The 21,731-nt window shown below is 60.6% G+C and carries 22 protein-coding genes and 2 pseudogenes; 11 read left to right on the top strand and 13 right to left on the bottom strand.

Annotation, left to right across the window (positions count from 1 at the left end; genetic code table 11):
• The first annotated feature begins 148 nt into the window (after nucleotides 1-148).
• On the top strand, nucleotides 149-1,267 hold the full coding sequence (locus tag B1722_RS00230) for a P1 family peptidase (RefSeq protein ID WP_086790846.1): 1,119 nt from the start codon (nucleotides 149-151) through the stop codon (nucleotides 1,265-1,267).
• A gap of 350 nt (nucleotides 1,268-1,617) precedes the next feature.
• Here B1722_RS00230 and B1722_RS00225 read toward each other — a convergent pair whose 3' ends face one another.
• The gene (locus tag B1722_RS00225; RefSeq protein WP_086790845.1) at nucleotides 1,618-2,304 is read right to left on the bottom strand and encodes a GNAT family N-acetyltransferase; all 687 of its coding nucleotides are present in this window, start codon (nucleotides 2,302-2,304) and stop codon (nucleotides 1,618-1,620) included.
• A 256-nt stretch (nucleotides 2,305-2,560) separates the two neighbouring features.
• On the opposite strand from B1722_RS00225, the gene B1722_RS00220 reads away from it, so the two are divergent.
• Both B1722_RS00220 and B1722_RS00215 read left to right on the top strand, forming a co-directional pair.
• Nucleotides 2,561-2,884, top strand: coding sequence for a YXWGXW repeat-containing protein (locus B1722_RS00220; RefSeq protein ID WP_041074788.1), 324 nt, complete (start codon nucleotides 2,561-2,563; stop codon nucleotides 2,882-2,884).
• A 41-nt stretch (nucleotides 2,885-2,925) separates the two neighbouring features.
• Nucleotides 2,926-3,138: a YXWGXW repeat-containing protein gene (locus B1722_RS00215; RefSeq protein WP_086790844.1), complete on the top strand. Its 213-nt coding sequence runs from the start codon at nucleotides 2,926-2,928 to the stop codon at nucleotides 3,136-3,138.
• A 15-nt stretch (nucleotides 3,139-3,153) separates the two neighbouring features.
• Here B1722_RS00215 and B1722_RS00210 read toward each other — a convergent pair whose 3' ends face one another.
• Together B1722_RS00210 and B1722_RS00205 are read right to left on the bottom strand one after the other, a co-directional pair.
• Nucleotides 3,154-3,714, bottom strand: a complete 561-nt coding sequence (locus B1722_RS00210; protein ID WP_086790843.1) for a YceI family protein — start codon at nucleotides 3,712-3,714, stop codon at nucleotides 3,154-3,156.
• Between the two features lie 98 nt (nucleotides 3,715-3,812).
• Complete coding sequence (locus tag B1722_RS00205) at nucleotides 3,813-5,171, bottom strand: MATE family efflux transporter (protein ID WP_086790842.1); 1,359 nt, start codon at nucleotides 5,169-5,171, stop codon at nucleotides 3,813-3,815.
• A 124-nt stretch (nucleotides 5,172-5,295) separates the two neighbouring features.
• Here B1722_RS00205 and B1722_RS00200 point away from each other — a divergent pair, with 124 nt between their 5' ends.
• The 3 genes from B1722_RS00200 to B1722_RS00190 all read left to right on the top strand — a co-directional run bounded on the left by B1722_RS00200 (nucleotide 5,296) and on the right by B1722_RS00190 (nucleotide 8,223).
• Nucleotides 5,296-5,865 (top strand): chorismate mutase, encoded by a 570-nt coding sequence (locus B1722_RS00200; protein WP_086790841.1) that lies wholly within the window; start codon nucleotides 5,296-5,298, stop codon nucleotides 5,863-5,865.
• Between the two features lie 124 nt (nucleotides 5,866-5,989).
• Nucleotides 5,990-6,352: a hypothetical protein gene (locus tag B1722_RS00195; RefSeq protein WP_086790840.1), complete on the top strand. Its 363-nt coding sequence runs from the start codon at nucleotides 5,990-5,992 to the stop codon at nucleotides 6,350-6,352.
• A gap of 227 nt (nucleotides 6,353-6,579) precedes the next feature.
• A complete protein-coding gene (locus B1722_RS00190) occupies nucleotides 6,580-8,223 on the top strand; it encodes a diguanylate cyclase (RefSeq protein WP_041074267.1) in 1,644 nt (547 codons plus the stop codon).
• Nucleotides 8,224-8,263: 40 nt separating this feature from the next.
• Here B1722_RS00190 and B1722_RS29505 read toward each other — a convergent pair whose 3' ends face one another.
• Complete coding sequence (locus B1722_RS29505) at nucleotides 8,264-8,959, bottom strand: hypothetical protein (RefSeq protein WP_041074271.1); 696 nt, start codon at nucleotides 8,957-8,959, stop codon at nucleotides 8,264-8,266.
• A 206-nt stretch (nucleotides 8,960-9,165) separates the two neighbouring features.
• Between B1722_RS29505 and B1722_RS29685 the strand changes: the two are divergent.
• Nucleotides 9,166-9,288 (top strand): annotated as a pseudogene (locus B1722_RS29685) (LysR family transcriptional regulator); the annotation flags it as partial.
• A gap of 14 nt (nucleotides 9,289-9,302) precedes the next feature.
• Here B1722_RS29685 and B1722_RS00180 read toward each other — a convergent pair.
• Together B1722_RS00180 and B1722_RS00175 are read right to left on the bottom strand one after the other, a co-directional pair.
• Nucleotides 9,303-9,689: a cytochrome c family protein gene (locus B1722_RS00180; protein ID WP_041074265.1), complete on the bottom strand. Its 387-nt coding sequence runs from the start codon at nucleotides 9,687-9,689 to the stop codon at nucleotides 9,303-9,305.
• 161 nt (nucleotides 9,690-9,850) lie between these two features.
• Nucleotides 9,851-11,182 carry a PLP-dependent aminotransferase family protein gene (locus B1722_RS00175; RefSeq protein ID WP_086790839.1) on the bottom strand — a complete coding sequence of 444 codons (1,332 nt, stop codon included), beginning with the start codon at nucleotides 11,180-11,182 and terminating at the stop codon, nucleotides 9,851-9,853.
• A gap of 89 nt (nucleotides 11,183-11,271) precedes the next feature.
• On the opposite strand from B1722_RS00175, the gene B1722_RS00170 reads away from it, so the two are divergent.
• Complete coding sequence (locus B1722_RS00170; protein ID WP_086790838.1) at nucleotides 11,272-12,165, top strand: DMT family transporter; 894 nt, start codon at nucleotides 11,272-11,274, stop codon at nucleotides 12,163-12,165.
• 106 nt (nucleotides 12,166-12,271) lie between these two features.
• Here B1722_RS00170 and B1722_RS00165 read toward each other — a convergent pair whose 3' ends face one another.
• The gene (locus B1722_RS00165) at nucleotides 12,272-13,717 is read right to left on the bottom strand and encodes a SulP family inorganic anion transporter (protein WP_086790837.1); all 1,446 of its coding nucleotides are present in this window, start codon (nucleotides 13,715-13,717) and stop codon (nucleotides 12,272-12,274) included.
• Nucleotides 13,718-13,874: 157 nt separating this feature from the next.
• Here B1722_RS00165 and B1722_RS00160 point away from each other — a divergent pair, with 157 nt between their 5' ends.
• The gene (locus B1722_RS00160; protein WP_086790836.1) at nucleotides 13,875-14,177 is read left to right on the top strand and encodes a hypothetical protein; all 303 of its coding nucleotides are present in this window, start codon (nucleotides 13,875-13,877) and stop codon (nucleotides 14,175-14,177) included.
• 6 nt (nucleotides 14,178-14,183) lie between these two features.
• Here the strand turns inward: B1722_RS00160 and B1722_RS00155 are convergent, their stop codons facing one another.
• A complete protein-coding gene (locus tag B1722_RS00155) occupies nucleotides 14,184-14,642 on the bottom strand; it encodes a GNAT family N-acetyltransferase (protein ID WP_086790835.1) in 459 nt (152 codons plus the stop codon).
• Between the two features lie 142 nt (nucleotides 14,643-14,784).
• Between B1722_RS00155 and B1722_RS00150 the strand changes: the two genes are divergently transcribed.
• Complete coding sequence (locus B1722_RS00150) at nucleotides 14,785-15,426, top strand: TetR/AcrR family transcriptional regulator (RefSeq protein WP_086790834.1); 642 nt, start codon at nucleotides 14,785-14,787, stop codon at nucleotides 15,424-15,426.
• 59 nt (nucleotides 15,427-15,485) lie between these two features.
• On the opposite strand, the gene B1722_RS00145 is transcribed toward B1722_RS00150, so the two are convergent.
• The 3 genes from B1722_RS00145 to ggt all read right to left on the bottom strand — a co-directional run bounded on the left by B1722_RS00145 (nucleotide 15,486) and on the right by ggt (nucleotide 19,155).
• Nucleotides 15,486-16,505: a lysozyme inhibitor LprI family protein gene (locus tag B1722_RS00145; RefSeq protein WP_086790833.1), complete on the bottom strand. Its 1,020-nt coding sequence runs from the start codon at nucleotides 16,503-16,505 to the stop codon at nucleotides 15,486-15,488.
• A 322-nt stretch (nucleotides 16,506-16,827) separates the two neighbouring features.
• Entirely contained in the window at nucleotides 16,828-17,361 is a 534-nt protein-coding gene (locus B1722_RS00140) for a cysteine hydrolase family protein (protein WP_086790832.1), read from the bottom strand.
• A gap of 66 nt (nucleotides 17,362-17,427) precedes the next feature.
• A complete protein-coding gene (ggt, locus tag B1722_RS00135; protein ID WP_086790831.1) occupies nucleotides 17,428-19,155 on the bottom strand; it encodes a gamma-glutamyltransferase in 1,728 nt (575 codons plus the stop codon).
• A gap of 150 nt (nucleotides 19,156-19,305) precedes the next feature.
• Here ggt and B1722_RS00130 point away from each other — a divergent pair, with 150 nt between their 5' ends.
• The gene (locus tag B1722_RS00130) at nucleotides 19,306-19,821 is read left to right on the top strand and encodes a methylated-DNA--[protein]-cysteine S-methyltransferase (RefSeq protein ID WP_041074247.1); all 516 of its coding nucleotides are present in this window, start codon (nucleotides 19,306-19,308) and stop codon (nucleotides 19,819-19,821) included.
• A 128-nt stretch (nucleotides 19,822-19,949) separates the two neighbouring features.
• On the opposite strand, the gene B1722_RS00125 is transcribed toward B1722_RS00130, so the two are convergent.
• Together B1722_RS00125 and B1722_RS00120 are read right to left on the bottom strand one after the other, a co-directional pair.
• The gene (locus tag B1722_RS00125) at nucleotides 19,950-20,540 is read right to left on the bottom strand and encodes an NUDIX domain-containing protein (protein ID WP_041074245.1); all 591 of its coding nucleotides are present in this window, start codon (nucleotides 20,538-20,540) and stop codon (nucleotides 19,950-19,952) included.
• Between the two features lie 131 nt (nucleotides 20,541-20,671).
• A pseudogene (locus B1722_RS00120) lies at nucleotides 20,672-21,694 on the bottom strand (chitinase); the annotation flags it as partial.
• Nucleotides 21,695-21,731 lie beyond the last annotated feature (37 nt).

The following is a 21,731-nucleotide window of genomic DNA, read 5'->3' as shown; positions in this document are numbered from 1 at the left end:
TGTGGGAGCGTGGCTTGCCCGCGATAACGGTGTGTCAGGCGACACATGCATTGGCTGGACGGACGCCTTCGCGGGCAAGCCACGCTCCCACAGGGTTTTGTGTTCAGCCCCACTCATTCATTTCTGCCTTGTTATAGAGAGACAACCCATGAAACCCCGTGCCCGTGACCTCAACATCCGCATCGGCCAACTGCAACCCGGCCCGCTCAACGCCATCACCGATGTACCCGGCGTGCGCGTCGGCCACAGTAATGTGCGTGGCCGCAGCGACAGCGGACGCGACATCTGCACCGGCGTCACCGTGATCGAACCGCGCCGTGGCTCAAGCAACCAGCAACCGTGTTTTGCCGGGGTGCATGTACTCAATGGCAACGGCGATGCCACCGGTCTTGAGTGGATTCGCGAGGCCGGGCTGCTGACCAGTCCCATCGCCTTCACCAACACCCATAGCCTTGGCGTGGTGCGCGATGCGTTGATTGCGCTGGATCGTCAGCAGCAACCGGACGACGGGCGCCTCTACTGGAACATGCCGGTGGTACTGGAAACCTTTGATGGCTTGCTCAACGACATCAACGGTTTTCACGTCAAGCCCGAGCATGTCGCCGAGGCGCTGAGCTCAGCGCATGACGGCGCAGTAGAAGAAGGCGCCGTTGGTGGCGGCAGCGGCATGATCTGCCATGAATTCAAGGGTGGGATCGGCAGCGCCTCACGGCGTTTGAGCAGCGTTCAGGGCGGCTGGACGGTGGGTGCGATCGTGCAGGCCAACCACGGCATTCGCAGCGAGCTGCGGGTCGACGGTTATCCGGTGGGCCGCTACATGGAGCAGGTGGATTCGCCGTTCCTGCGGGCTTCGCTGCCGCATCCGGGCATGGGTTCGATCGTGGTCTGCCTGGCGACCGACGCACCGCTGCTGCCGCATCAATGCACGCGTCTCGCGCAACGCGCCAGCTTGGGCCTGGCCCGCAGCGGCGGTGGCAACGAAGACCACAGTGGCGACATCTTCATCGCCTTCGCCACCGGCAACGAACAGGTGCCGCCTGCTGCCTACGAGGGCAAAGGCGCGCCGACCTGCGACGGCTTGCGCATGGTCAACAACGACCACATCAGCGAGCTGTTCCTCGCCGCCACCGAAGCGGTCGAAGAAGCGATCATCAACGCCCTGCTCGCCAGCGAGAGTACTGAGGGCAACGGGCATGCGGTGCCGGGGCTGGACGAGGAAACACTGCTTGCCGCACTGGCAAAGGCCGGCTGGCCCGGCGCCCGCTGACCTGTTGGAGCTGCGGCACGCTGCGATCTTTTGACCTTGCTTTCATAAATCAAAAGATCGCAGCGTGCCGCAGCTCCTACAGAGGGAGTCAGCGGTGCTCAACGACCACGTCATCATCCGCTCGGCGCTCTATCAGGATTTCGACACGCGGTACTTGAGTCAGCCCCCGCGCGTTCCCATGATGAAGGTACGCAGGCGCTTCACTCCTGAGCGTCTGTGTAGGGATCGGGTGTTCTGAACCCCAAATCAAGCCCGTTCCCTGTTTCATGCGCAGCTTGAGCCTCATGGGCTCTACTTCTCCCCATCAAAGAGCCTTGAGGCTCTTTTTTTGTCCGCTTTTTGCCGCTGACTCAGTGCAGCGTCAGCCGCTGGCGCACGAATTCTTCAGTGTGCCGCGTGACCTGATCGAGATGCCGGTCACGCTGCTTCTCGGCATCAAGCATCGCGCGCTTGCCGTTCTTCTGCAGCAGGTAGGTGTGGATCTGCTGCACTTCCAGCGAGCGGTAGATCGGTGTGGTGTCGATAAAACCGCGCAGGCCGTTGCTGCGGTAATGCCGGGTGCTCATCAGCACCTGGGTTTCGCGAGCGCCGATCACCTCGAACCCCAGCGCTTCGAAATACGGCACCTTGCCAACACTGCAGGTCAGTTCGGCATGCGGGTAACGGCTGACCATCTCGCCGATCATCGCCCGCGCCACGCCCTGACGCCGATAGCCTTCGCGCACGGCCATGTAGGCAACGCTGCACGCTTCCCAATCGCCCTGCACCGGCAAGTACAAAAGGAAACCGGTGACCTGCTCCGGATCGTCCTCGGCGGTCGCCACCAGCAATTCCACCTCGGTTCCCTTCTCGCCGTTCAGCGCTTCCAGATACAGATGCACCTCATAGCCGACCGCGTACTGATAGACGTTGTACAGCAGATTGCTCGGGCCAAGACCGACCGCGCTGATGTCGGTGAGGTAATCGACCACCAGTTGCAGAATCTGGCTGTTGACGCTTTCGGGGCATGGGGATTTGTAGTGGGTGATACGTGACATGACGGGTGAACTCCGGCGAAAAACCGCGCCATCATACCCTGTCCCGACGCTTGCTCTGTGTAGGAGCTGCCGAAGGCTGCGATCTTTTGGCTTTATAGAAGCAAGATCAAAAGATCGCAGCCTGCGGCAGCTCCTACAGGGAAGCTCGCGGTTGACCTGAAGAAAATTTCATCCTCCGTGAAGCGGATCTTTCGCCGATTTGGCGTCCAATTCTTCAGCTGCGTTCACTTTTTCACGCAGGCCTTGAGGAGTTTTCATGAGCGTGTTGCGTTCACTGTTCAAATGGCGAAAAACCCTGCTGCTGGTGCCGATGACGCTGGCGGCGCTGGCCAGTGCGCCAGCGTTTGCCCAGCAGGTGGTGATCGTCCAGCAAGCCCCACCGCCGATGCGCATGGAAGTGATGCCCGGCGCGCGTCCCGGGTATGTCTGGGATCAGGGCCACTGGCGCTGGGAAGGACGCGGTTACGTGTGGATGCCCGGCCATTGGCAACCGGTGCGTCATGGTGCGCACTGGCGACCGGGGCACTGGCAGGCACGCGGGCCGAACTGGTTCTGGGTTGAAGGGCGCTGGGTGCGCTGATTGGCCGTCGACCTGCACTCTTCTTGTATAAGGAACAATTCATGTCCAGAAGCGCTAAAGCCTTGCTCGTCGCCGCACTGATGGCGATCACCCTGTCCGGTTGCGTCGTCGAACCGGTCCGTCCGCACCGGCCACCGCCGCCAGTGGAAGTGGTGCCGGTGATGCCTGCGCCGGGCTATCACTGGGTCGCCGGTCATTACCGCTGGGGTGGCCATGAATGGCGCTGGGTGCCGGGACACTGGCGCGCCTACTGACCGCAACGGCTGGCGTCACTGCTGTGGCGCCACCACCTTGAAGGAAATGGCAATGTCGTTGGACACGACGGTATCCGCCCACTCCCCCGCTCCGAGCCCGAATTCGCTGCGCTTGAGCACCAGCTCGCCGTCGAAAATGCCGATCGCGCTGTCCGGCTTCAGCTCGACCGGCACCTGCACCTCGCGGGTAATGCCTTTGACGGTAAGCAGACCGGCGACCAGATAGCGGTTGTTCGCCACGCGGGTAAAACGGCTGGATACGAACACCGCCTCGGGAAAGCGCTGGGTATCGAACCACGCCGGTTTCACCAGCTCGGTATTGGCGTCGTCGCTGCCGGCATCGATGCTGGCCAGGTCGATGTGCAACGTAGTGTGGGCGTTGGCGAGGTTGTCGCTGTCGAACTGCAGCGTCGCGTCGAACTTGCCGAAGGTGCCATAGACCTGGTCGCCGAATTGCTTGTAAATGAAGCTGATCTTGCTGGCGGTAGTGTTGACGCGATTGTATTCAGCGGCCTGCGCGCAGGCCATGACGCACAGGCCGGTAAACAGTGCCGCAGCGGTGAATCGGACACGCATGGGATTCTCCGGACAGGGCAAACCTTCGAGGCCTCGATTGACTTAAGCAAACAACCGGCAGTTGTGCCATGTCATCTGTCCGCCGGTGTGGCTCAGGCTCAGACCAGCCGCTCGATCTTCTGATGCTGCCAGACCAGTTTGTAATACAGCGTCTGCAACACCAGCATGCCCAGATACGCCACCGGAAACGCCATCCAAACGCCTTGCAAACCGTACTGCCCGTCCAGCCAGTAAGCCGCCGGCAGCTGCACGCCGACCACGCAGACAATGGCGATTGCCACCGGCACCAGCACCGTGCCACTGGCGCGCATGATGCCGCCGATGATCGCCTGGAAACCAAACACCAGCAGGCTCCACAACATGATGTGCAGCAAGTGCTCAGCCATCGCCCGGGTCGATTCTTCGGTCAGGAACAGTCCCAGCAACCAGTGCGATAACAGGTAACCGAGCACGATCAAGCCACCGGTCAGGCACACGTTGATCAACAGCCCGGTGCGCAGGATCGCGGCCAGGCGCTGCAGTTGCCCGGCACCGATGGCCTGGGCGCCAAGGATCGAGGCAGTGATGGCAATCGACAGCGCCGGAAACTGCACGTAGTTGACGATCTGCGTCACCGCGCCGTAGGCCGCCGTCGCCTGCGAGCCGTGCTGGTTGACCAGCGACAGAATCACCAGCTCCGACAGCGACAACACGATCATCTGCACCCCGGTCGGCAGGCCGATGCGCAGCACTTTGCCCAGAATCGCCCTGTCCAGCCGCAGTGCCGCGAAAAACTCACGGTCCGGCGCCAGCGGATGGTTGTTGCGAATCAACCGCCAGGCCAGCCACGCCATGGCCGACAGGTTGCCAGCCAGACCGGCGAAGGCCGCGCTCTGGATTCCCAACTGGGGCAAACCGAACCAGCCACGAATCAGCGCCGGGGTCAGCGCCAGCCCGACCGAGGTCGATACCATCAGCGCCAACAATGGCGATACGGTGTCGCTGACCCCGCGCAGCAATTGCGTGAACAGCACAAACACCAGCATCGACGGCAGAATCCACATCATCACGTGCGCATACGCCACCGCGTCGTCCAGCACATCCGCCGGCGTCCCCAGCCCCTGCAACGCCTGCCGCGCAAAGACACTGCCCAGCACCGCGGCGAGCAAGCCGATCATCACCCCCAAGAGCAGCGTCGCCCCGGTGATTGCCTTGACCATGTGCGCCTCGCGCGCACCCCACGCCTGACCGATCAACACCCCGGCACCCGCGCCCAGACCGATCACCAGCGCAATGAAAAAAAAGATCACCGGAAACATCCCCGACACCGCTGCCAACGCCTGAGTCCCGAGCATTTGCCCGATGTAAATGCTGTTGACCGTGCCCGACATCGATTGCAGAAAATTGGACAGCACCATCGGCGCGAGGAACAACAGGTAGGTTTGCCAGAGCGGTTTGCGGGTGCCAGGGGTTTGCATTGAGGATCGTCTCGGGGTGGGAGATGCGTTGGATACTACGCTAGATGGCGGATTAAAGCCGGTCGACAGCGCCTCTGCTCAAGGCTTAAATGTCGGCACTATTTTCCGTGGAACGCATCTGCTCATGACCCCGTTGCGAAATGCCCTGACCTGTTCCCTGCTGGTTGTTTTCAGCCACATGGCTGGCGCCGCCGAAGCCACCGCCCCCATCGAATCGTTGCGCCCCTTGCTGGCAACCTTGAATGAACGCCTGAACATCGGCGATCTGGTGGCGCTGACCAAATGGGACAGCGGCAAGCCGATTCAGGACAGCCCGCGCGAAGCCCAGGTCATCGCCAATGCCCGCACTTTGGCGACCGAACACCAGCTCGACCCCGAAGACGTGGCTCAGTTGATCGCCGCGCAGATGGAGGCGAACAAACTGGTGCAGTACGGATTGCTCGCACAATGGCAAGCGGCCGGGGCGGCGCCGGACACCCCGCGACCGGATCTGGCGAAGCAGATTCGTCCGCGTCTGGACGAGTTGCAAACCCGCCTGCTGCGCCAGTACGCCGACTTCGCGCCGCACCGCCGCGAGCCGAATTGCCAGGCGTTGCTGGCCAAGGCTCGGCAGGGTCTGACCCACGACGCACTGCATGATCTGGCCCTGACCCGTGCCACCGGAGAGCTGTGCATTCGGGCGCCGAAGCTTTAAATCAGGGGTTCCGGCATACATCGCTGGCGTCGATAGTCACCATCACGTCAATGAAGTTCTCATAAAAAATCCGCGGCGTAACATCAGCTCCATACCAACCCAATACACCCCGGAGCACACGATCATGAAACGCCAAACCATCCTCGGCATCGCTTTCTCGGTTCTTGCAGTTAACGCTTTTGCAGCAACACCCGCTCACACCCTGGTCGCTGAAGGCGGCTCGGACAAGTTGATTGAAAGCCGTTTGGCTGAAGGTGGTTCTGATCGTTTGCTGGAACGCCGCGTGGCTGAAGGTGGCTCGGATCGTCTGCTGGAGCGCCGTGTGGCTGAAGGTGGCTCGGATCGTCTGCAGGAACGCCGTGTGGCTGAAGGTGGTTCGGATCGTCTGCAGGAACGCCGCGTGGCTGAAGGTGGCTCGGATCGTCTGCAGGAACGCCGTGTGGTTGAAGGTGGTTCGGATCGTCTGATCGAAAGCCGTAACGCCTGAAACATCAGTTCTAAAGCAGTCAAGGAAAGCCCGGCCTGATCAGCCGGGCTTTTTCATTTTGTCGTATGCAGGCGTGGTTCTTTTCAACAATCAGCGTCAGAACGGATCTTGCCCTGTAGAACATGGGCGAAACTTCCGACGGCGCTTATCCGAAGCGACCGACTGGCAGCCCGACGCTTAATGCGCATACCATGCGGCCACAACGTCCAAACAGAATTTGCCTGCCCATGCTCAAAGCCAGTCTGCGAAGCCACCTGACCCTCTGGTTCGCCGGTTTGTCCCTGCTGACCCTGGTGAGCGTCGGCTTCTATGTCGGCCATATCGCCACCGAACAGATGAAACAGGCCAGCGGCAGTGCCCTGCTCAATACCGCGCGTTCGGCGGCGACGCTGCTCGGTGACCAGTTGCGCGAACGCCAGCTGGAGGTTTACCTGCTCAGCCGTGCGCCGCATCTGGAACGTGGCGACCTCGACAACCCGGCGATTCTCAAGTCAATGCAACTGCGCACCCAGGCCCGTGCCGAGTATGCGTGGATGGGCGTGACCGATGCCGAGGGCCATGTGCATCAAGCGGTCAATAATTTGCTGGTCGGGCAATCGGTGCAGCAACGCCCATGGTTTCAGGCGGGTCTGCGGGGCGAGTACACCGGTGACCCGCACGAAGCGGTGTTGCTGGCCAAACTGCTACCGGGAACACCCAACGGCGAACCGCTGCGCTTCATCGATTTCGCCGCCCCGATCCGCAACGCCGACGGCCAGGTGATTGGCGTACTGGGGGCGCACGCGCACTGGAGCTGGGTGACGCGCATCGTCGAGTCGGCAGCGTTCTCGCATAAAAATGCCTCGCCGGATATCGAAGCGCTGATCATTGATCACGATGGCAAGGTGCTGTACCCGGAAGCGCTGATGGGCCAGCAACTGGCGGTGAATGATTCGAAGTCGCCGGGCTGGTCGGTCGGCAACGGTTACCTGACCAGCATGGTCACCGTACCGACGCCTTCGAGTACCGCGCTGTCATGGTCGATTGCCGTGCGCCAGCCACTGGACACCGCGCTGGAACCGGCACGCCTGCTGCTCTATAAATTGCTGCTGCTGGGGGTGGCCGCCGCCGTCGCGTTCGGGCTGGTGGCGTATTACCTGGCGCAGTACCTGAGCCGGCCCATCGAGCAACTCGCGCATTCGGCCAAACAGGTGCAGAACCAGCAGCCAGGCGCACACTTCCCGCTGCAACACCCGGTGCGGGAAATCGCCCAGTTAGGGCAGTCGATTGACGCCATGACCCAGTCGCTGCTGGCCAAGGAACGCGAACTGCAGGAAGCCAACGCCTCCCTGGAAGCCACCGTCGCCCAGCGCACCGCCGCACTCATGCAGGCCAATGCCGAACTGTTGAACCTGGCGACCCACGATGCCCTGACCGGCGTCTACAACCGCCGTCGCTTCGACGAAAAACTCAGCGAGTACAGCCTGCTGTTCCGCCGCACCGGGCGACCGTTTGCCCTGCTGCTGATTGATGCCGACCACTTCAAGCGCATCAACGACACCTACGGCCATGCGATTGGCGACGACGTGCTGCAGCAATTGGCGCAACTCATTCAGGTCAGCGTGCGCGCCACCGATTTCGTCGCCCGTTACGGCGGCGAGGAGTTCGCCGTACTGCTGCCGGAAGTTGCCCAGCCTGATACGCCAGAGGTGGTAGCCGAAAAGATCCGTGTTGCCGTGGCACAGGCGCACTTTCCCAACATCGGACAGGTCACGGTAAGCATTGGCGTCGCGCTGGCCGATCCGGCGGACAACAGTCACACGATGCTGATCAAACGTGCCGATCAGCAGCTGTATCAGGCGAAAGCGGCGGGCCGTAATCAGGTGGCTTGATCAGCGAGGTGTAAGGAGTCGAGTTGTCCTCGCCGAAAAATCAAGGTTTCAAGTCATCGACAAGCTTTTTCATCACCAGATCGGAAACATGGGTGAACGCCGTGCGCAATGCCTCGGGGTCAGTCGCATATTGCTCCGGTGTATAGGCGATGGTGTTGGCGTCGTTGAACACTGAAATGGTTTCGAAGTTACGCCATACCGCAGAGCCATTGCGCTTGATGGACGCATTGGCGCCGATAACCGGGTACAGCACGGTGCTGTAGTTCTTCAGGGAAAGTCCCCACTGCATCACGAGGATTTCCACTTCGGCGTCAGCCTGCTCGCCCTCACCCACGACAGTGAAGACTCGTTCCTGCTGGATGCGTTTGACGAAACTCTGGCGGATCAACTGACTCAGGTCGATACCGTTGGCTTTCATATTGTTCTGGATCGCTCGGGAAATATCGCCAGTCAGCACATCGCCCGTTTTAGTCCCGGCCACGGAGCCTGCCCCGGTCAGTGCTGCTGTACCGGCAGAGGATGCACCGGCCACCATGCCGGTTGCTGCGCCGGCACCCGCGCCCAGGCCTGCGCCCCATGCCTGAGTCATGCTGGTGTACTGGAAATTGTCGACCGCAACAAACACCGGCAACACCTTCAGGGTCTTGATCTGCTGGCGGTCTTCAGTGCTGAGGTTTTTGGTCACGCAACCAGAGAGCAATGCCAGCGCACAAACAATACCGAGAATCTTCTTCATATCAGGCAGGATCCAGAACATGGGTGACAGTCGTATCGCCCGCCACCTGCATTTCTTGAATCCGTATGAGCTGGAGAGTCAGGCTTGCGTGTCTGACCCGGATCAAACGAGCGAACTCAGGTATTGGTTGTCAACTTGGTCCACAACCGCGCAATCGCCGCCGGCCGCTCCTCCACGGTGAACACAACCTCGATGAGCTGGCATTGGGCGTGTTGGTGGTGCCGTTCGGATCACTGCTGAAGACGGGCGGAATTTACGCGTTATGCCTGCAACCGGCGGCGGCTTCGCATGCGACGTGCGCGGTGGTCATGCAGTGGTTTGCCGCGCAGGTCGAGAAAACTCTTCAGTTGGCGAACTGCTGCAGATACGCCAGCAAATTATCGATCTTCTCCTCGTCACTCAGCCCCCAGAAAATCATTCGCGTGCCCGGCACCACACCTTTTGGATCTTTCAGATACGCGGTCAGCGTGTCGCGATCCCAGGTCTTGCCGGAGTTTTTCATCGCCTCGGAATACACGTAATTGGCCGACGTCCCGGCCGGTCGGCCAATGATACCGTTGAGTTGCGGGCCGAAGCCGGGGCGCGCGTCCGGGCCAACTTGATGACAGCCGCCGCACAGACGTGGAAAGATCTTCTCGCCGGCTGCCGGATCGCCTGCGGCGCGGGCGGTTGAGCTGAACAGCACGGCGGTTGCGGCCAGGGCGAGAAGAAATGAAGCGGTGTTTTTCATCAGTCGATCCAGAACGGTGTGATGCAGTCGAGGCAAGGCTAACATTTTGTGGCGAGGGCGCTTGCTCCCGCTGAGTTGCGTAGCGACCCCAATATGGGCCTGCGCTGCAGGCCAGCGGGAGCAAGCGCCCTCGCCACAGGTGTATTTCACAGTCAGTATTTTTACAGATAAGCGCCGATGACCTTTCTGACGGTGATCAATGCCTGGCGCAAGACGTCCATCGGCACCGACCCCAACGCCAGCCGAATCGCATGCGGCACATGCGCCGACACCGCGAACGGCTCGGCAGTCGTCACCGAAATCTGCTCGCGCATCAACTCCACGACAATCTGATCGGCGCGCACATCTTCTGGCAACGGCAGCCACAAGAAGTATGAAGCTGGATGACCGATGCACGTCAGCCCTTGCAGCAACTCGGCGGCGAGCATTTGCCGGGCCTTGGCGTCGTCGCGTTTTTGTTGTTCGAGCAGGGTGACGGTGCCGTCATCGAGCCAGCTGCAAGCCATCGCGGTCATCACCCCGGGAGTGTTCCAGGTGGTGGCGCGAATGATCCGCTCCAGCGCCGGCACCGTGTGCAGCGGCGCGGCAATGAAGCCGACGCGCAGGCCGGTGGCGATATTCTTCGACAGCCCCGACACGTACACCGTGCGTTCCGGTGCCAGATCGACCAGGGTGCGCGGTGGGTTTTCCACCAGAAAAGCGTAGGCCGCGTCTTCGATGATCGTCAGATCATGGCGGCGGGCGAGCGCGACCAACTGCTCGCGCTGTTCGATCGGCGTCACCCAACCCAAGGGATTGTGCAAGGTCGGCATGCTGTAGATCGCCCGCACTGAACGGCTGCGACAGAGCTTGTCGAGCGCCGCCAGATCCGGCCCGTGATCACCGGGCAGAATCGCCACCACTTCCAGATGCAGCGCTTCGGCCAGTACCTTGAAGCCGGAATAGGTCAGCGCATCCGCCGCAATCACATCGCCGGGTTTGAGCAAGGCCATCAGTGTCACGGCCAACCCTTGCTGGGCGCCGTTGACGATCAGCACTTGCCCGGCCTCGACCTGCACCCCGCGAGCCTGCAAATGCTGCGCAATGGAAGCGCGCTCATGCTGGCGTCCAGCGTGGGGTTGATAACGCAGCAAGGCTTCCAGATCACCGGACAGCGCCAGTTGGCGTAACGCCGTGCGCAACAGATCGGCCTGGCCGGGCAGCGACGGATAGTTGAAATTCAAGTCGATCATGCCGACTGCCACGTCTTTCTGGTCGATGCCCTGCCCCGGCGACAACGTGGTTTCGCGGACAAATGTCCCGCGTCCGGTTTCGCCGCTGACCAGTCCCATCGCCTCAAGTTCGGCGTACACCCGCGACGCGGTGACCAGCGCCAACCCCGCACTCGCTGCCAGTTCCCGGTGGGTGGGCAGTCGGGTTCCGGGCGCCAGACGCCCCGCGCGAATGTCTGCGGCGTAGGCGTCAACGAGCGTCTTGTAGCGCGAACGCGGCATGCTGGATGTATCCATGACAATTATTTGATTGTGCTGATTCTCAGCCTCAGCATGGCTCGAAAGCAACCCACCTTTTGAGCGTGACCTGAATGGAACGGACTTCGAACCTGGTTAATCCCGCCCTGGAAAAAACCAGCGGCTGGATCAATGGCTTTATCGGCGTGGTGATCTTCAGCGGATCGCTACCTGCGACGCGTCTGGCGGTGCTGGAATTCGATCCAGTGTTCCTCACCGTCGCGCGCGCAGCCATTGCCGGCGCGTTGGCGCTCATTCTGTTGAGGCTGTTTCACGAACGACGCCCGACACGCGATCAGGGGTGGTCGTTATTGATTGTGGCCTTGGGCGTGGTGCTGGGTTTTCCACTGCTGACGGCATTGGCGCTGCAACATGTGACGTCGGCGCATTCGATCGTGTTTGTAGGATTGCTGCCACTGGCGACGGCGATTTTTGCCGTGCTGCGTGGCGGCGAACGTCCGCGACCGGTGTTCTGGGTATTCTCGATTCTCGGTAGCGCGTTGGTCGTGGGCTTCGCCCTGTCACAGGGGCTGACCGCTTCGCCCACCGGTGATCTGCTGATGCTCGCCGCGATTCTGGCCTGTGGCCTGGGTTATGCCGAAGGCGCGAAGCTGTCCCGCGTCCTCGGCGGCTGGCAGGTTATCTGCTGGGCGCTGGTGTTGTCGCTGCCAGTGATGACGGTGCTCAGCCTGTGGCTGGCGCCCGCCTCGTTCAGCCACATCAGCCTGTCGGCCTGGCTGTGCCTGGCCTATGTGGCGCTGTTCAGCATGCTGATCGGCTTTGTGTTCTGGTATCGCGGCCTGGCCCAGGGCGGAATCGCGGCAGTGGGTCAGTTGCAATTGCTGCAGCCGTTTTTCGGTCTGGCGCTGGCGGCGACGTTACTGCATGAGCAGGTCAGCGTCGGTATGCTGGCGGTGACGCTGGGCGTCATCCTCTGCGTAGCCGGCGCAAAGAAATTCGCCAGATAACCCGACCGCCTCTGTAGGAGCTGCCGCAGGCTGCGATCTTTTGATGTTGATCTTTTAAAAGACAAGATCAAAAGATCGCAGCCTGCGGCAGCTCCTACAGGGGGGATCAGTGCTGTTCGACGCCCGCGCGTTTCAGCAGTTTCTTGCAGCGCTCGGACAGATGAAACACCTGCAACTCCTTCCCGGCCTTGGCGTAACGCTCGCGCAAGGTCTTCAGTGCGGCAATCGCCGAATAGTCAACGAAGCTCAAATGCCGGCAATCCAGCGTCACCCGGGCCGGGTCATTGGCCGGGTCGAACTGGTTGAGGAACGGCGTGGTCGAGGCGAAAAACAGTGTGCCGTGCAGGCGATAAAGTTTGCTGCCGTCGGCTTCCAGATGTTCATCGGCGTACAGCTCGCGGGCCTGCTGCCAGGCGAAATTCAGCGCGGCGATGATGATCCCGCAGAGCACGGCAGTGGCCAGATCGGTGAACACGGTGATGCTGGTCACGGTGATGATCACCAGCACATCGTTGAGCGGCACTTTGTTCAACACCCGCAACGAGGCCCAGGCGAAAGTCTGCTGTGACACCACGAACATCACGCCCACCAGTGCCGCCAGCGGAATACGCTCGATCAGCGGCGACAGAAACAGGATGAACAGCAGAATCAACACCCCCGCGACCACCCCGGACAAACGCCCACGGCCGCCGGAGCTGAGGTTGATCACGGTCTGGCCGATCATCGCGCAACCGCCCATGCCACCGAACGCGCCCGAGACCATATTCGCCGCCCCCAGCGCGACACATTCGCGATCCGGGTAGCCTCGGCTTTCGGTGATTTCGTCAGTGAGGTTGAGGGTCAGCAGGGTTTCCAGCAGACCGACCAGTGCCATCAGAATCGCGTACGGAGCGATGATGCGCAGGGTCTCCAGGCTCCATGGGATATCCGGCAAGGCGAAAGTCGGCAGACCGCCGGCGATGTGCGCCATGTCGCCGAGGGTGCGCGTCGGCAGGCCGAACAGGTAGACCAGCAAGCCCACGCCGAGGATCGCCACCAATGCCGGCGGCACCGCGCGGGTCAGGCGCGGCAGTATGTAGACGATGGCCATGGTCAGCAGCACCAGCCCGGTCATCAGGTACAGCGGCGTGCCGCTGAGCCAGTGTTCACCGTTCTTGAAATGCTCCAGTTGCGCCAGGGCAATGATGATCGCCAAGCCATTGACGAAACCGAGCATCACCGGATGCGGCACCATGCGCACCAGTTTGCCCAGGCGCAACAAGCCGAACGCCATCATGATCAGGCCACCGAGCAGCACGGTCGCCAACAGGTATTGCACGCCGTGCTGCACCACCAGCGCGACGATCACCACCGCCATCGAACCCGCCGCTCCGGAGACCATTCCCGGCCGGCCGCCGAACAATGCGGTCAACGTGCAAATGATAAAGGCGCCGTACAAGCCCATCAGTGGATTGAGATGCGCCACCAGCGCGAACGCAATGCATTCGGGCAACAAGGCAAACGAGGTGGTGAGTCCGGCCAGGACATCGGCGCGCAGACGTTGTGGTTTCATGGCTTACCTGACTGGCGGCCGACGAGCGCGGCCGCTGATGTTCACGAAAATGAGGGGTGCGGATGTTACGGAATAGTTCGGAATCGGGCCAGCGATCGCTGACACCGTTAGCCGTGCGATTTATCCTGACGCGCTTGTGCCTCCTCCGAGTATGACCATGACTGCATGGCTGACCGCCCGCGACGTTTGCCAGCGCTTGCGCGAGGCTGCGCTGGGTGTGCTGATGTTCAACAGATCCGAGAGACCCGGTGATGCCGGACTGGTTGCGGTCGATATCGAAGGCTGGCAGTTGCTGCTGGACTCTGAGGGCGGACGCTTGCACCACTGTGAACAGGCCCGCGCCCCGGATGGCCGCGAGGGGACATTGGCAACGTGGCAGCGTTACGGCACCAATCCAGTCGACCTGCTGAGTACCTGGGAGCTGGCGCAGATCGAGCGGTTGCTGGCGCGGCAGTGTTGAACTCGATCAACCCTGACGCAGATCGAGCGTATAAGTGTAATAACCGGTATCACGCACATAACCCAGCGACTCGTACAAACCCTGCGCCATCAAGTTGTCGGTGGCGGTTTCCAGCACCAGACCCTTGGCGCCAGTCTGCAAGGCAAAGTCGCGGGCCGTGTTCATCAGCAATCGCCCGACACCGTGACCACGGGCTGCGGGCGTGGTGAACAAATCACTGAGCAGCCAGGTGCGGTGAGCGTCGATCGAGGAAAACGTCGGGTATAACTGCACAAAGCCGAGCGCATCGCCCTGTTCATCCTGCGCGAGGAAAATCGCCGATTCTTCGCCAGCCATGCGCTCAGCGATGAAGGCGCGCGATTGCGTCAGGTTCGAAGGTTGCTGATAAAAGCCACGATAGGCGTCGAACAGTTTTGCTACAGCCTCCAAGTGCGTCACCGTAGCGCGCAGTGTGTTGATGGCCATGTTCCCTCCCCCGACTTTTTGATGATCGAATCAGCATAGCGCTCTCGAACGAGTGAGCTGGCCTCATCGCTATATAGTTTTGTATATTGCGAAACCAAATTTGCCAGTATTCGACCATGCCATTCATACACACCGCATTCCCATGAGCGCCATCCGCGTACGCAACGAGCAACTGATCCTCGCCGCCGCCAGCGAAGAATTTGCCGCCAACGGCTTCGACGCCACTCAGACCCGCGACATCGCCGCCCGTGCCGGCGTGCCCAAGGCCAATCTGTATTACTACTTCCAGACCAAAGAAAACCTTTACTCCAAGGTTCTGCTGGGGTTCGTCGAACCGCTGCTGGAAGCCTCGGCGGCGTTACGTGAAAGCGACGATCCAATGATCGGCCTGAGCGCCTACGTCGCCGCGCGCATCCGCATCGCCCGTGAACACCCGGCGATTGCCAGGGTTTTCAGCGGCGAGCTGCTGCTGGGTGGTCGCCAGCTACCGACCGAATGCCGCGACCTGCTGCACGCCGAAGCCCGGCGCAACGTCGACTGCTTGCGCAGCTGGATCGACCGCGGCCTGCTGGCCCGGGTAGACCCGGAACACCTGATGCTGTTCATCTGGTCGGCGACCCGCACCTACACCAACCTGGGTTGGCAAATGGGCTGCATCACCGGGCGCGCAGTGCCGCAGGATGAGGATTATCGGACGGTGGCGGAGACGATTACGCGGATGGTGCTGGAGGGGGTGGTGTCGGAACCGGACGCGAGTGCGCGTGGCTGGTTGTTTGCGACTTGAATGCAGCGGGGCTGTTGGTCAGCCCCGTCGACATTTCGCCAAAACCTCGCCGCAGAGAATCAGGGCATGAAATCCAGCGGCAACGTCTCACCGTTCTCTATTCGCTTGTGCCAGGCAAGCAATGCTTCGGGCACACGTTTTTTCCATTGCGGCGCGTTGGTGTAATAGCGGGCACGCAAATTACGCTGCTCATCGAACACCAATAAAACCAGCCATACCCGAGCGTCCGGCGCGCGCATCAGAATGCCTGCATTGGTGTTGGCCAGCCCACGCAACCAGAACTCATTGACCTGAGCATCCGGCACATCGCGGGAAGCATCAGCCGTCACCATCGTTCCACTGTTTTGCAACAACGTCTGATAATCGCCTTTGAGCAGAGTATGTAATAGCTCGTTTTCCTGCTCAGTCCGCGCCACCCCCAGACTCAGCAAGTCGTAATCAATCGCCACTGGCTGTTCCGATGCCACGTAGCGACCGCCGTAGTAAACCCCCATTCCACCGCCGCAGGTAGGGTCTGCACCATCCTGGTCAATGTCCAACAGACCGTTGAATGCGCTGAACTTCAACGAACAGTCATCTTGGGCATAGTGTGCTTCGCTGCCCACAATGTTGGCGACGCCATCCATATCGCCGGAGTTGGCGCCAGCCACGCCTGAAATATCAAAGGCGATATGAGTGGCATCGATACGCTTGGTTTTAACCTCGACCGACGATGATACGCCCCATGGAATGAGTTGCCAGGTCGCATCCCAATTGAAGGGTTTGGCCATGAGTTCCAGCGCTTTGAGGCGCATCAGGTATTCCCGTCGCAAACAAGCCACATCCGCAGCACATTGATTGCGTTGCTTTAGCCAGCCTCGCTGATCGGCCTTCAAGGCTTTCGAATCCGCAACTTTCGGCAACGTGACACGCCACAGAGAGCTCAGTTTTTCATCAAGGTTGGAGAGGTAGGGATCAGAACAAATGGTTTTTTCAGCCGGGCTGGTGGCGCCGGTGCAATCGAAACTGGTGGCATGCGCGGTAGTGGAAAATACCAGGGATGTCAGCAGCAAGGCGTGGCGGGGTTTGAAAGACAACATCGACAGATTCCATTCTTCGGGGCGCGGGATTATGCCAGTGAAGTGTGGTCAGTACTGCCGTCTTCGCGAGCACGCCCGCTCCCACAGGGATTTTTTGCTGTACATGGAATCTGTGAACACCATCAATCATTGTAGGAGCCAGCCTGCTGGCGATTGGGTGGGTACAGCTTGCATCTTCATTAACAGATCCACCGCCATCGCTGGCAAGCCAGCTCCCGCAATGATCTGTGTTGTTCAAAAACTTTGTGATCCATGCCAAACCCTGTGGGAGCTGGCTTGCCAGCGATGAGGCCAGTAAGAACAACAGAGGTATTTTCGGGCTTCAGAAAATGACCTCGATTGCGGGTTTGACGTCAATGCGTCCGGTAGCCCCCGTCAGGTGCGCCAGATCCTTGTTGTGTTCGGCGATGATGTCTTCGGCGCTCATGTTGCCGTTGTCGAGAGTGGAATGAGCGTCTGCCACGAGGACGACGTCGTAACCCAACTGATGGGCCTGGCGCACGGTGGCGTTGACGCAATAGTCGGTTTGCAGGCCGCAGATGATCAGGCGCTCGAAGTCTTCGCCGGGTAGCAGTTTGCCCAGCTCGGTCTGGTAGAACGAATCCGGGGTGGTTTTGCGTATGCGCAGGTCTTGATCTGCCGTCAGCAGGCCATCGGCGAGTTGCCAGCCTTCGGCTCCATGGGCCAGCGGGCTGTCCTTTTCTTCATGCTGCACCAACACCACCGGCACGCTAGCCTTGCGCGCGCGCGTGCTGAGCTGGTTGATGATGTCGATGACGCGGCGAATGTCGAAGCACTGATATTGGCCCGAGCAGAGAGCCTGTTGGACGTCGATGATCAGCAATGCGCTAGACATGATGGGCCTTCCTTGATCGAACGTTGAAACCGGGGCGGAGCAGCGCCCGCCCCCTTTTTACCCCTGTCAGTAGCCTAGTGACAATCCGGTATTGCGTCGTGGATCGTTGGCACCGTAGAAGCGGTTTTTGCCCACTGGCTTACCGCCCAGCGACGGCGCGCCGACCAGGATCGCGGCGATGTGGTTGGCGTCCTGCGGCCCGGCGAACTTGTGGCCCCAGCTCTCGAGGAGCTTCTTCGTATCCGGGCTGGCCGCGAAGTCTTCGAGGTTGGTTTCCTCAGGCATCCATTGCTGGTGGAAACGCGGCGCGTCAACCGCTTCCTGCAGGCCCATGCCATAGTCGATGACGTTGAGCATGGTCAGCAAGGTCGCAGTGATGATGCGGCTGCCACCCGGCGTACCGACCACCATCACCACTTTGCCGTCCTTGGTGACGATGGTCGGGCTCATCGACGACAGCGGAGTTTTGCCCGGAGCGATGGCATTGGCCTCGCCCTGCACCAGACCGTACATGTTCGGCACGCCGACCTTGGAGGTGAAGTCGTCCATTTCGTCGTTAAGGATCACCCCGGTCTTGCTCGCCATCACCCCGGCGCCGAACCAGTCGTTGAGGGTGTAGGTCACTGACACTGCGTTGCCCCACTTGTCTACGATCGAATAGTGCGTGGTGTTGTTGCCTTCATGGGGCGCGACGCCGGGTTTCAGTTCGGCGGAGATCCCGGCCTTCTGCGGCTGGATAGCGTTGCGTAGCTTGGTCGCGTAGTTCTTGTCCAGCAGATGCTCGATTGGATTCTTCACAAAATCCGGGTCGCCCAGATAGCTGTTGCGATCAACATAGGCATGGCGCATCGCTTCGATCTGGTAGTGCATGCCCTGGGCCGAATGGAAGCCCAGGTCCTTCATCGGATAGCCTTCGAGAATGTTCATGATCTCGCAGATCACCACCCCGCCGGAGCTTGGCGGTGGCGCCGAAACCACGTGGTAGCCGCGGTAATCGCACTCCACCGGGGCCAGTTCGCGGGTCTTGTATTTGTCGAGGTCGGCCTGGGTGATGATGCCCTTGTTGGCCTGACTGGAGGTGACAATGGCGTCGGCCACCCAGCCCTTATAGAAACCGTCAGCGCCTTTTTCCGAAATGGTGCGCAGGGTTTTCGCCAGATCCTTCTGCACCAGTTTCTGCCCGACCTGCATCGGTTCGCCGTTGTGCAGGAAGATCGAGCCGGAATCACGCATGTCCTTCTTGAATACATCGGTGGCGTAGTCCAGCAAATCGACGTCGCCCTGCTCCAGTTCGAAACCGTCTTCCGCCAGTTTGATCGCCGGGGCGATCATGTCCTTGCGCGGCTTGGTCCCGTACTTGCTCAGCGCCAGCTCCATGCCCGACACGGTGCCGGGCACCGCCACGGCGAGGTGACCGCGGGTGCTCAGGTCCGGGACGACGTTGCCGTCCTTGTCCAGGTACATGTTGGCGGTCGCCGCCAGCGGGGCTTTTTCGCGGAAGTCGAGGAAGGTCTTGCGCCCGTCCGCCAGTTGAATGGTCATGAAACCGCCACCGCCGAGGTTGCCTGCCGCGGGATACACCACCGCCAGCGCATAGCCCACAGCGACTGCCGCATCCACCGCGTTACCGCCGCTTTTCAACACCTCGACGCCGACATGGGAGGCCAGATGTTGAGCGGTGACCACCATGCCGTTCTCGGCGGCAACCGGGGCCACGGAAGCGGCGTGGGCCATCAGGCAGCTCAGTGCCAGTGAAGTCGCGATCAGCGTTTTGGCCAAAGGTTCGTACTTCATGAGTCGATCTCTTTTTTGTTTTTGGGTTCTGTGCAGAGCAGAAGGGAACGCTGCAAAAGCACCAAGCAGTATGGTCGCTATTGCGATTTGCGCCTCCCCGATCAGCCAGTATGCTGGACGCCTTCGCCACGCTGATCCGGAGTTCTGCCCATGCCCTACACGTTCATCACCCTGCCCTCACCGGTCGGCGAACTGAAGCTGGTTGCGAACGACGCACGACTGGCGGCCATCCTCTGGGAAAACGACAAACCGGGCCGGGTGCGTCTTGGTCCGATGAGCGCAGCACCGGACAATCCGCTGCTGCAACGAACCGCACAGCAGCTTGAAGAATACTTTGCCGGCAAGCGTGATCGCTTCGACCTGGCGCTGGATTTTGTCGGCACCGATTTTCAGAAAAAGGTCTGGGCAGCGTTGCTGACCATTCCGTTTGGCGAAACCCGAACCTACAGCCAGATCGCCGAGCAGATCGGTCACCCGACAGCCGTGCGTGCGGTCGGAGCGGCGAATGGGCGCAATCCGATTTCGATTGTGGCGCCGTGCCATCGGGTGATTGGCGCGTCGGGGAAGTTGACCGGATTTGCGGGTGGGCTTGAGGCCAAAGAGCGATTGCTGGTGCTGGAGGGTGGTAACTGGTCTGACGTCGGTAGAACAGGCGACCTGTTTTAACCCTGTAAATACCCATCTGTGGCGAGGGAGCTTGCTCCCGCTCCAGTGCGCAGCACTGGCAAAAATCGGTGGCTGCTGCGCAGCCCGGCGGGAGCAAGCTCCCTCGCCACAATGGATTTGCGCTGAGTTCAGAGGTTGAACAGGTTATTCATCGCCGCATACTGCAACAGCATGATGGTTTTGGCGTCGCAGATCTCACCACGGTGGAACGCCGCCAAGGCCTCATCGAAGCGCCACTCCAGCACGTCCAGTTCTTCGGTTTCTTCTTCCAGGCCGCCGCCCTCACTGACCTTCGATTTCGCGTCGTACTCGGCAATGAAAAAGTGCAGTTTCTCGGTCACCGAACCGGGGCTCATGTAAGCCTCGAACACCTTCTTCACGTCGTGCACGCGGTAGCCGGTTTCCTCTTCGGCCTCGTCGCGGATCCGCTGCTCCGGTGCCGCACCTTCCAGCAGACCTGCCGCCACTTCGATCAACAAGCCGTCGTGGCCGTTGACGAATACCGGCAAACGGAATTGGCGTGTCAGCACCACGGTGCGCTGTTCGCGGTTGAACAACAGGATCGCCGCACCATTGCCCCGGTCGTAGACCTCGCGCGTCTGCCGCTGCCAGTCGCCGTTGTTGCGCAGGTAGTCAAAGGTAATCTTCTTCAACAGGTACCAGTCGTGGGACAACACCTGAGTGTCGACGATGTTGACCCGCTCGGCTGTCTTGATCATGACGCCTGATCCTTTGTCATCGGAAAACGCCCATAGTCGATTAATCGCGCCCGCAAAAAAAGCCCGGCAGCGCTACCGGGCTTCTTTACTTGCGATTAACGGGCGATGCGCGACAACGCATCATCCGTTTCCTGCGCCGCTGTTCGAGCGCTGTGAATCAGCGGTCCATAACGCCGGCTGAACTCCCAGTTGTACGGCAGGCGATCCTTGCTGACGCCGTTGTCCCAGTTCACCGACCAGGTCATCAGGCCCTTGATCGGCAGCCCCTTGATCGCCAGACGCTTGAGCGCATTGCCCACGACGGTGCTGTCGATCACATAACCGGTGGCAGCGGCATCGACGTTGGCCGGCAGGCCGATGACGAATTTGTCCGCCGGGATTCTGGTGAAGCCCCGGGTACCGGTCACCAGACTTTCGGTAAGGTAATAGAGGAAGTCCTCTTTCAGCGCATCGTTGTTCTGCGCGATCCACGCGCCATTGCCATTATTGGCTTCCGGCACCCAGACCCCGTCGCCGCCCTGGTTGTAGAACTGCGGTGCGATGAAGTCGTAGTAGCCTTCCAGCGCCTGCAGGTAACCGACGTATTTGCCGTTGGTGGTCAGGTACGGAAACTCCGGGGCCATGCTGATGATGAAATGCTTGCCCTGGCCTGCGTAGTGATCCTTGACCAGCTTCAGCGCGGCCGGTAACACGGTCTTGTTGGCAGCGAAATCAATCGCGCTCTGTTCAAGATCGATGTCCAGCCCGTCAAAGCCATAGGTTTCCACCAGACGGATGATTTCATTGGCTAGGGGCTGTTCCTGACCGGCACGCAATTCGATGTGCGCATCGGCGCCGCCCAGGGAGATCAGTACCGCCCGCCCCTGGCTGTTGAGCACGCCGACCTGGCGCCGGAACTCGGCATCGGAGACGTTGTACGGTTTGAAGGTCGGAATCCCGCTGCCCTTCATGAACGCCACCGCAACCACGTTGTACTCCTTGGGCACCGCCTCCAGAGCGATCTCGGCAAAGCGGCCCTGGCGGTAGCCGTCACTCGGACCGGCTGGCCAGTTGTGCCAGAAACCCATGAGAATTTTCTTGCCGGCGATGCTTGGCATCAGCGAGGCAGCGTCGGCGGCCTGACTGTGCATTAACGAAAAGTCGATATTTGACATGTTCTAATCCTTCAGAACCTGTGGGTTGAGCGTTACG

Origin of the sequence: Pseudomonas sp. SCPG-7 (assembly GCF_002156405.1) — a bacterium.
Lineage (GTDB): Bacteria > Pseudomonadota > Gammaproteobacteria > Pseudomonadales > Pseudomonadaceae > Aquipseudomonas > Aquipseudomonas parakoreensis.
The sequence above is the reverse complement of the archived record's forward strand: the minus strand, read 5'-3'. Positions and strand labels throughout refer to the sequence as shown.

Coding starts and splice junctions, on each gene's coding strand:
- B1722_RS00230 (WP_086790846.1), top strand. CDS start 149: ATGAAACCCCGTGCCCGTGACCTCAACATCCGCATCGGCCAACTGCAA.
- B1722_RS00225 (WP_086790845.1), bottom strand. CDS start 2,304: ATGTCACGTATCACCCACTACAAATCCCCATGCCCCGAAAGCGTCAAC.
- B1722_RS00220 (WP_041074788.1), top strand. CDS start 2,561: ATGAGCGTGTTGCGTTCACTGTTCAAATGGCGAAAAACCCTGCTGCTG.
- B1722_RS00215 (WP_086790844.1), top strand. CDS start 2,926: ATGTCCAGAAGCGCTAAAGCCTTGCTCGTCGCCGCACTGATGGCGATC.
- B1722_RS00210 (WP_086790843.1), bottom strand. CDS start 3,714: ATGCGTGTCCGATTCACCGCTGCGGCACTGTTTACCGGCCTGTGCGTC.
- B1722_RS00205 (WP_086790842.1), bottom strand. CDS start 5,171: ATGCAAACCCCTGGCACCCGCAAACCGCTCTGGCAAACCTACCTGTTG.
- B1722_RS00200 (WP_086790841.1), top strand. CDS start 5,296: ATGACCCCGTTGCGAAATGCCCTGACCTGTTCCCTGCTGGTTGTTTTC.
- B1722_RS00195 (WP_086790840.1), top strand. CDS start 5,990: ATGAAACGCCAAACCATCCTCGGCATCGCTTTCTCGGTTCTTGCAGTT.
- B1722_RS00190 (WP_041074267.1), top strand. CDS start 6,580: ATGCTCAAAGCCAGTCTGCGAAGCCACCTGACCCTCTGGTTCGCCGGT.
- B1722_RS29505 (WP_041074271.1), bottom strand. CDS start 8,959: ATGAAGAAGATTCTCGGTATTGTTTGTGCGCTGGCATTGCTCTCTGGT.
- B1722_RS00180 (WP_041074265.1), bottom strand. CDS start 9,689: ATGAAAAACACCGCTTCATTTCTTCTCGCCCTGGCCGCAACCGCCGTG.
- B1722_RS00175 (WP_086790839.1), bottom strand. CDS start 11,182: ATGCCGCGTTCGCGCTACAAGACGCTCGTTGACGCCTACGCCGCAGAC.
- B1722_RS00170 (WP_086790838.1), top strand. CDS start 11,272: ATGGAACGGACTTCGAACCTGGTTAATCCCGCCCTGGAAAAAACCAGC.
- B1722_RS00165 (WP_086790837.1), bottom strand. CDS start 13,717: ATGAAACCACAACGTCTGCGCGCCGATGTCCTGGCCGGACTCACCACC.
- B1722_RS00160 (WP_086790836.1), top strand. CDS start 13,875: ATGACTGCATGGCTGACCGCCCGCGACGTTTGCCAGCGCTTGCGCGAG.
- B1722_RS00155 (WP_086790835.1), bottom strand. CDS start 14,642: ATGGCCATCAACACACTGCGCGCTACGGTGACGCACTTGGAGGCTGTA.
- B1722_RS00150 (WP_086790834.1), top strand. CDS start 14,785: ATGAGCGCCATCCGCGTACGCAACGAGCAACTGATCCTCGCCGCCGCC.
- B1722_RS00145 (WP_086790833.1), bottom strand. CDS start 16,505: ATGTTGTCTTTCAAACCCCGCCACGCCTTGCTGCTGACATCCCTGGTA.
- B1722_RS00140 (WP_086790832.1), bottom strand. CDS start 17,361: ATGTCTAGCGCATTGCTGATCATCGACGTCCAACAGGCTCTCTGCTCG.
- ggt (WP_086790831.1), bottom strand. CDS start 19,155: ATGAAGTACGAACCTTTGGCCAAAACGCTGATCGCGACTTCACTGGCA.
- B1722_RS00130 (WP_041074247.1), top strand. CDS start 19,306: ATGCCCTACACGTTCATCACCCTGCCCTCACCGGTCGGCGAACTGAAG.
- B1722_RS00125 (WP_041074245.1), bottom strand. CDS start 20,540: ATGATCAAGACAGCCGAGCGGGTCAACATCGTCGACACTCAGGTGTTG.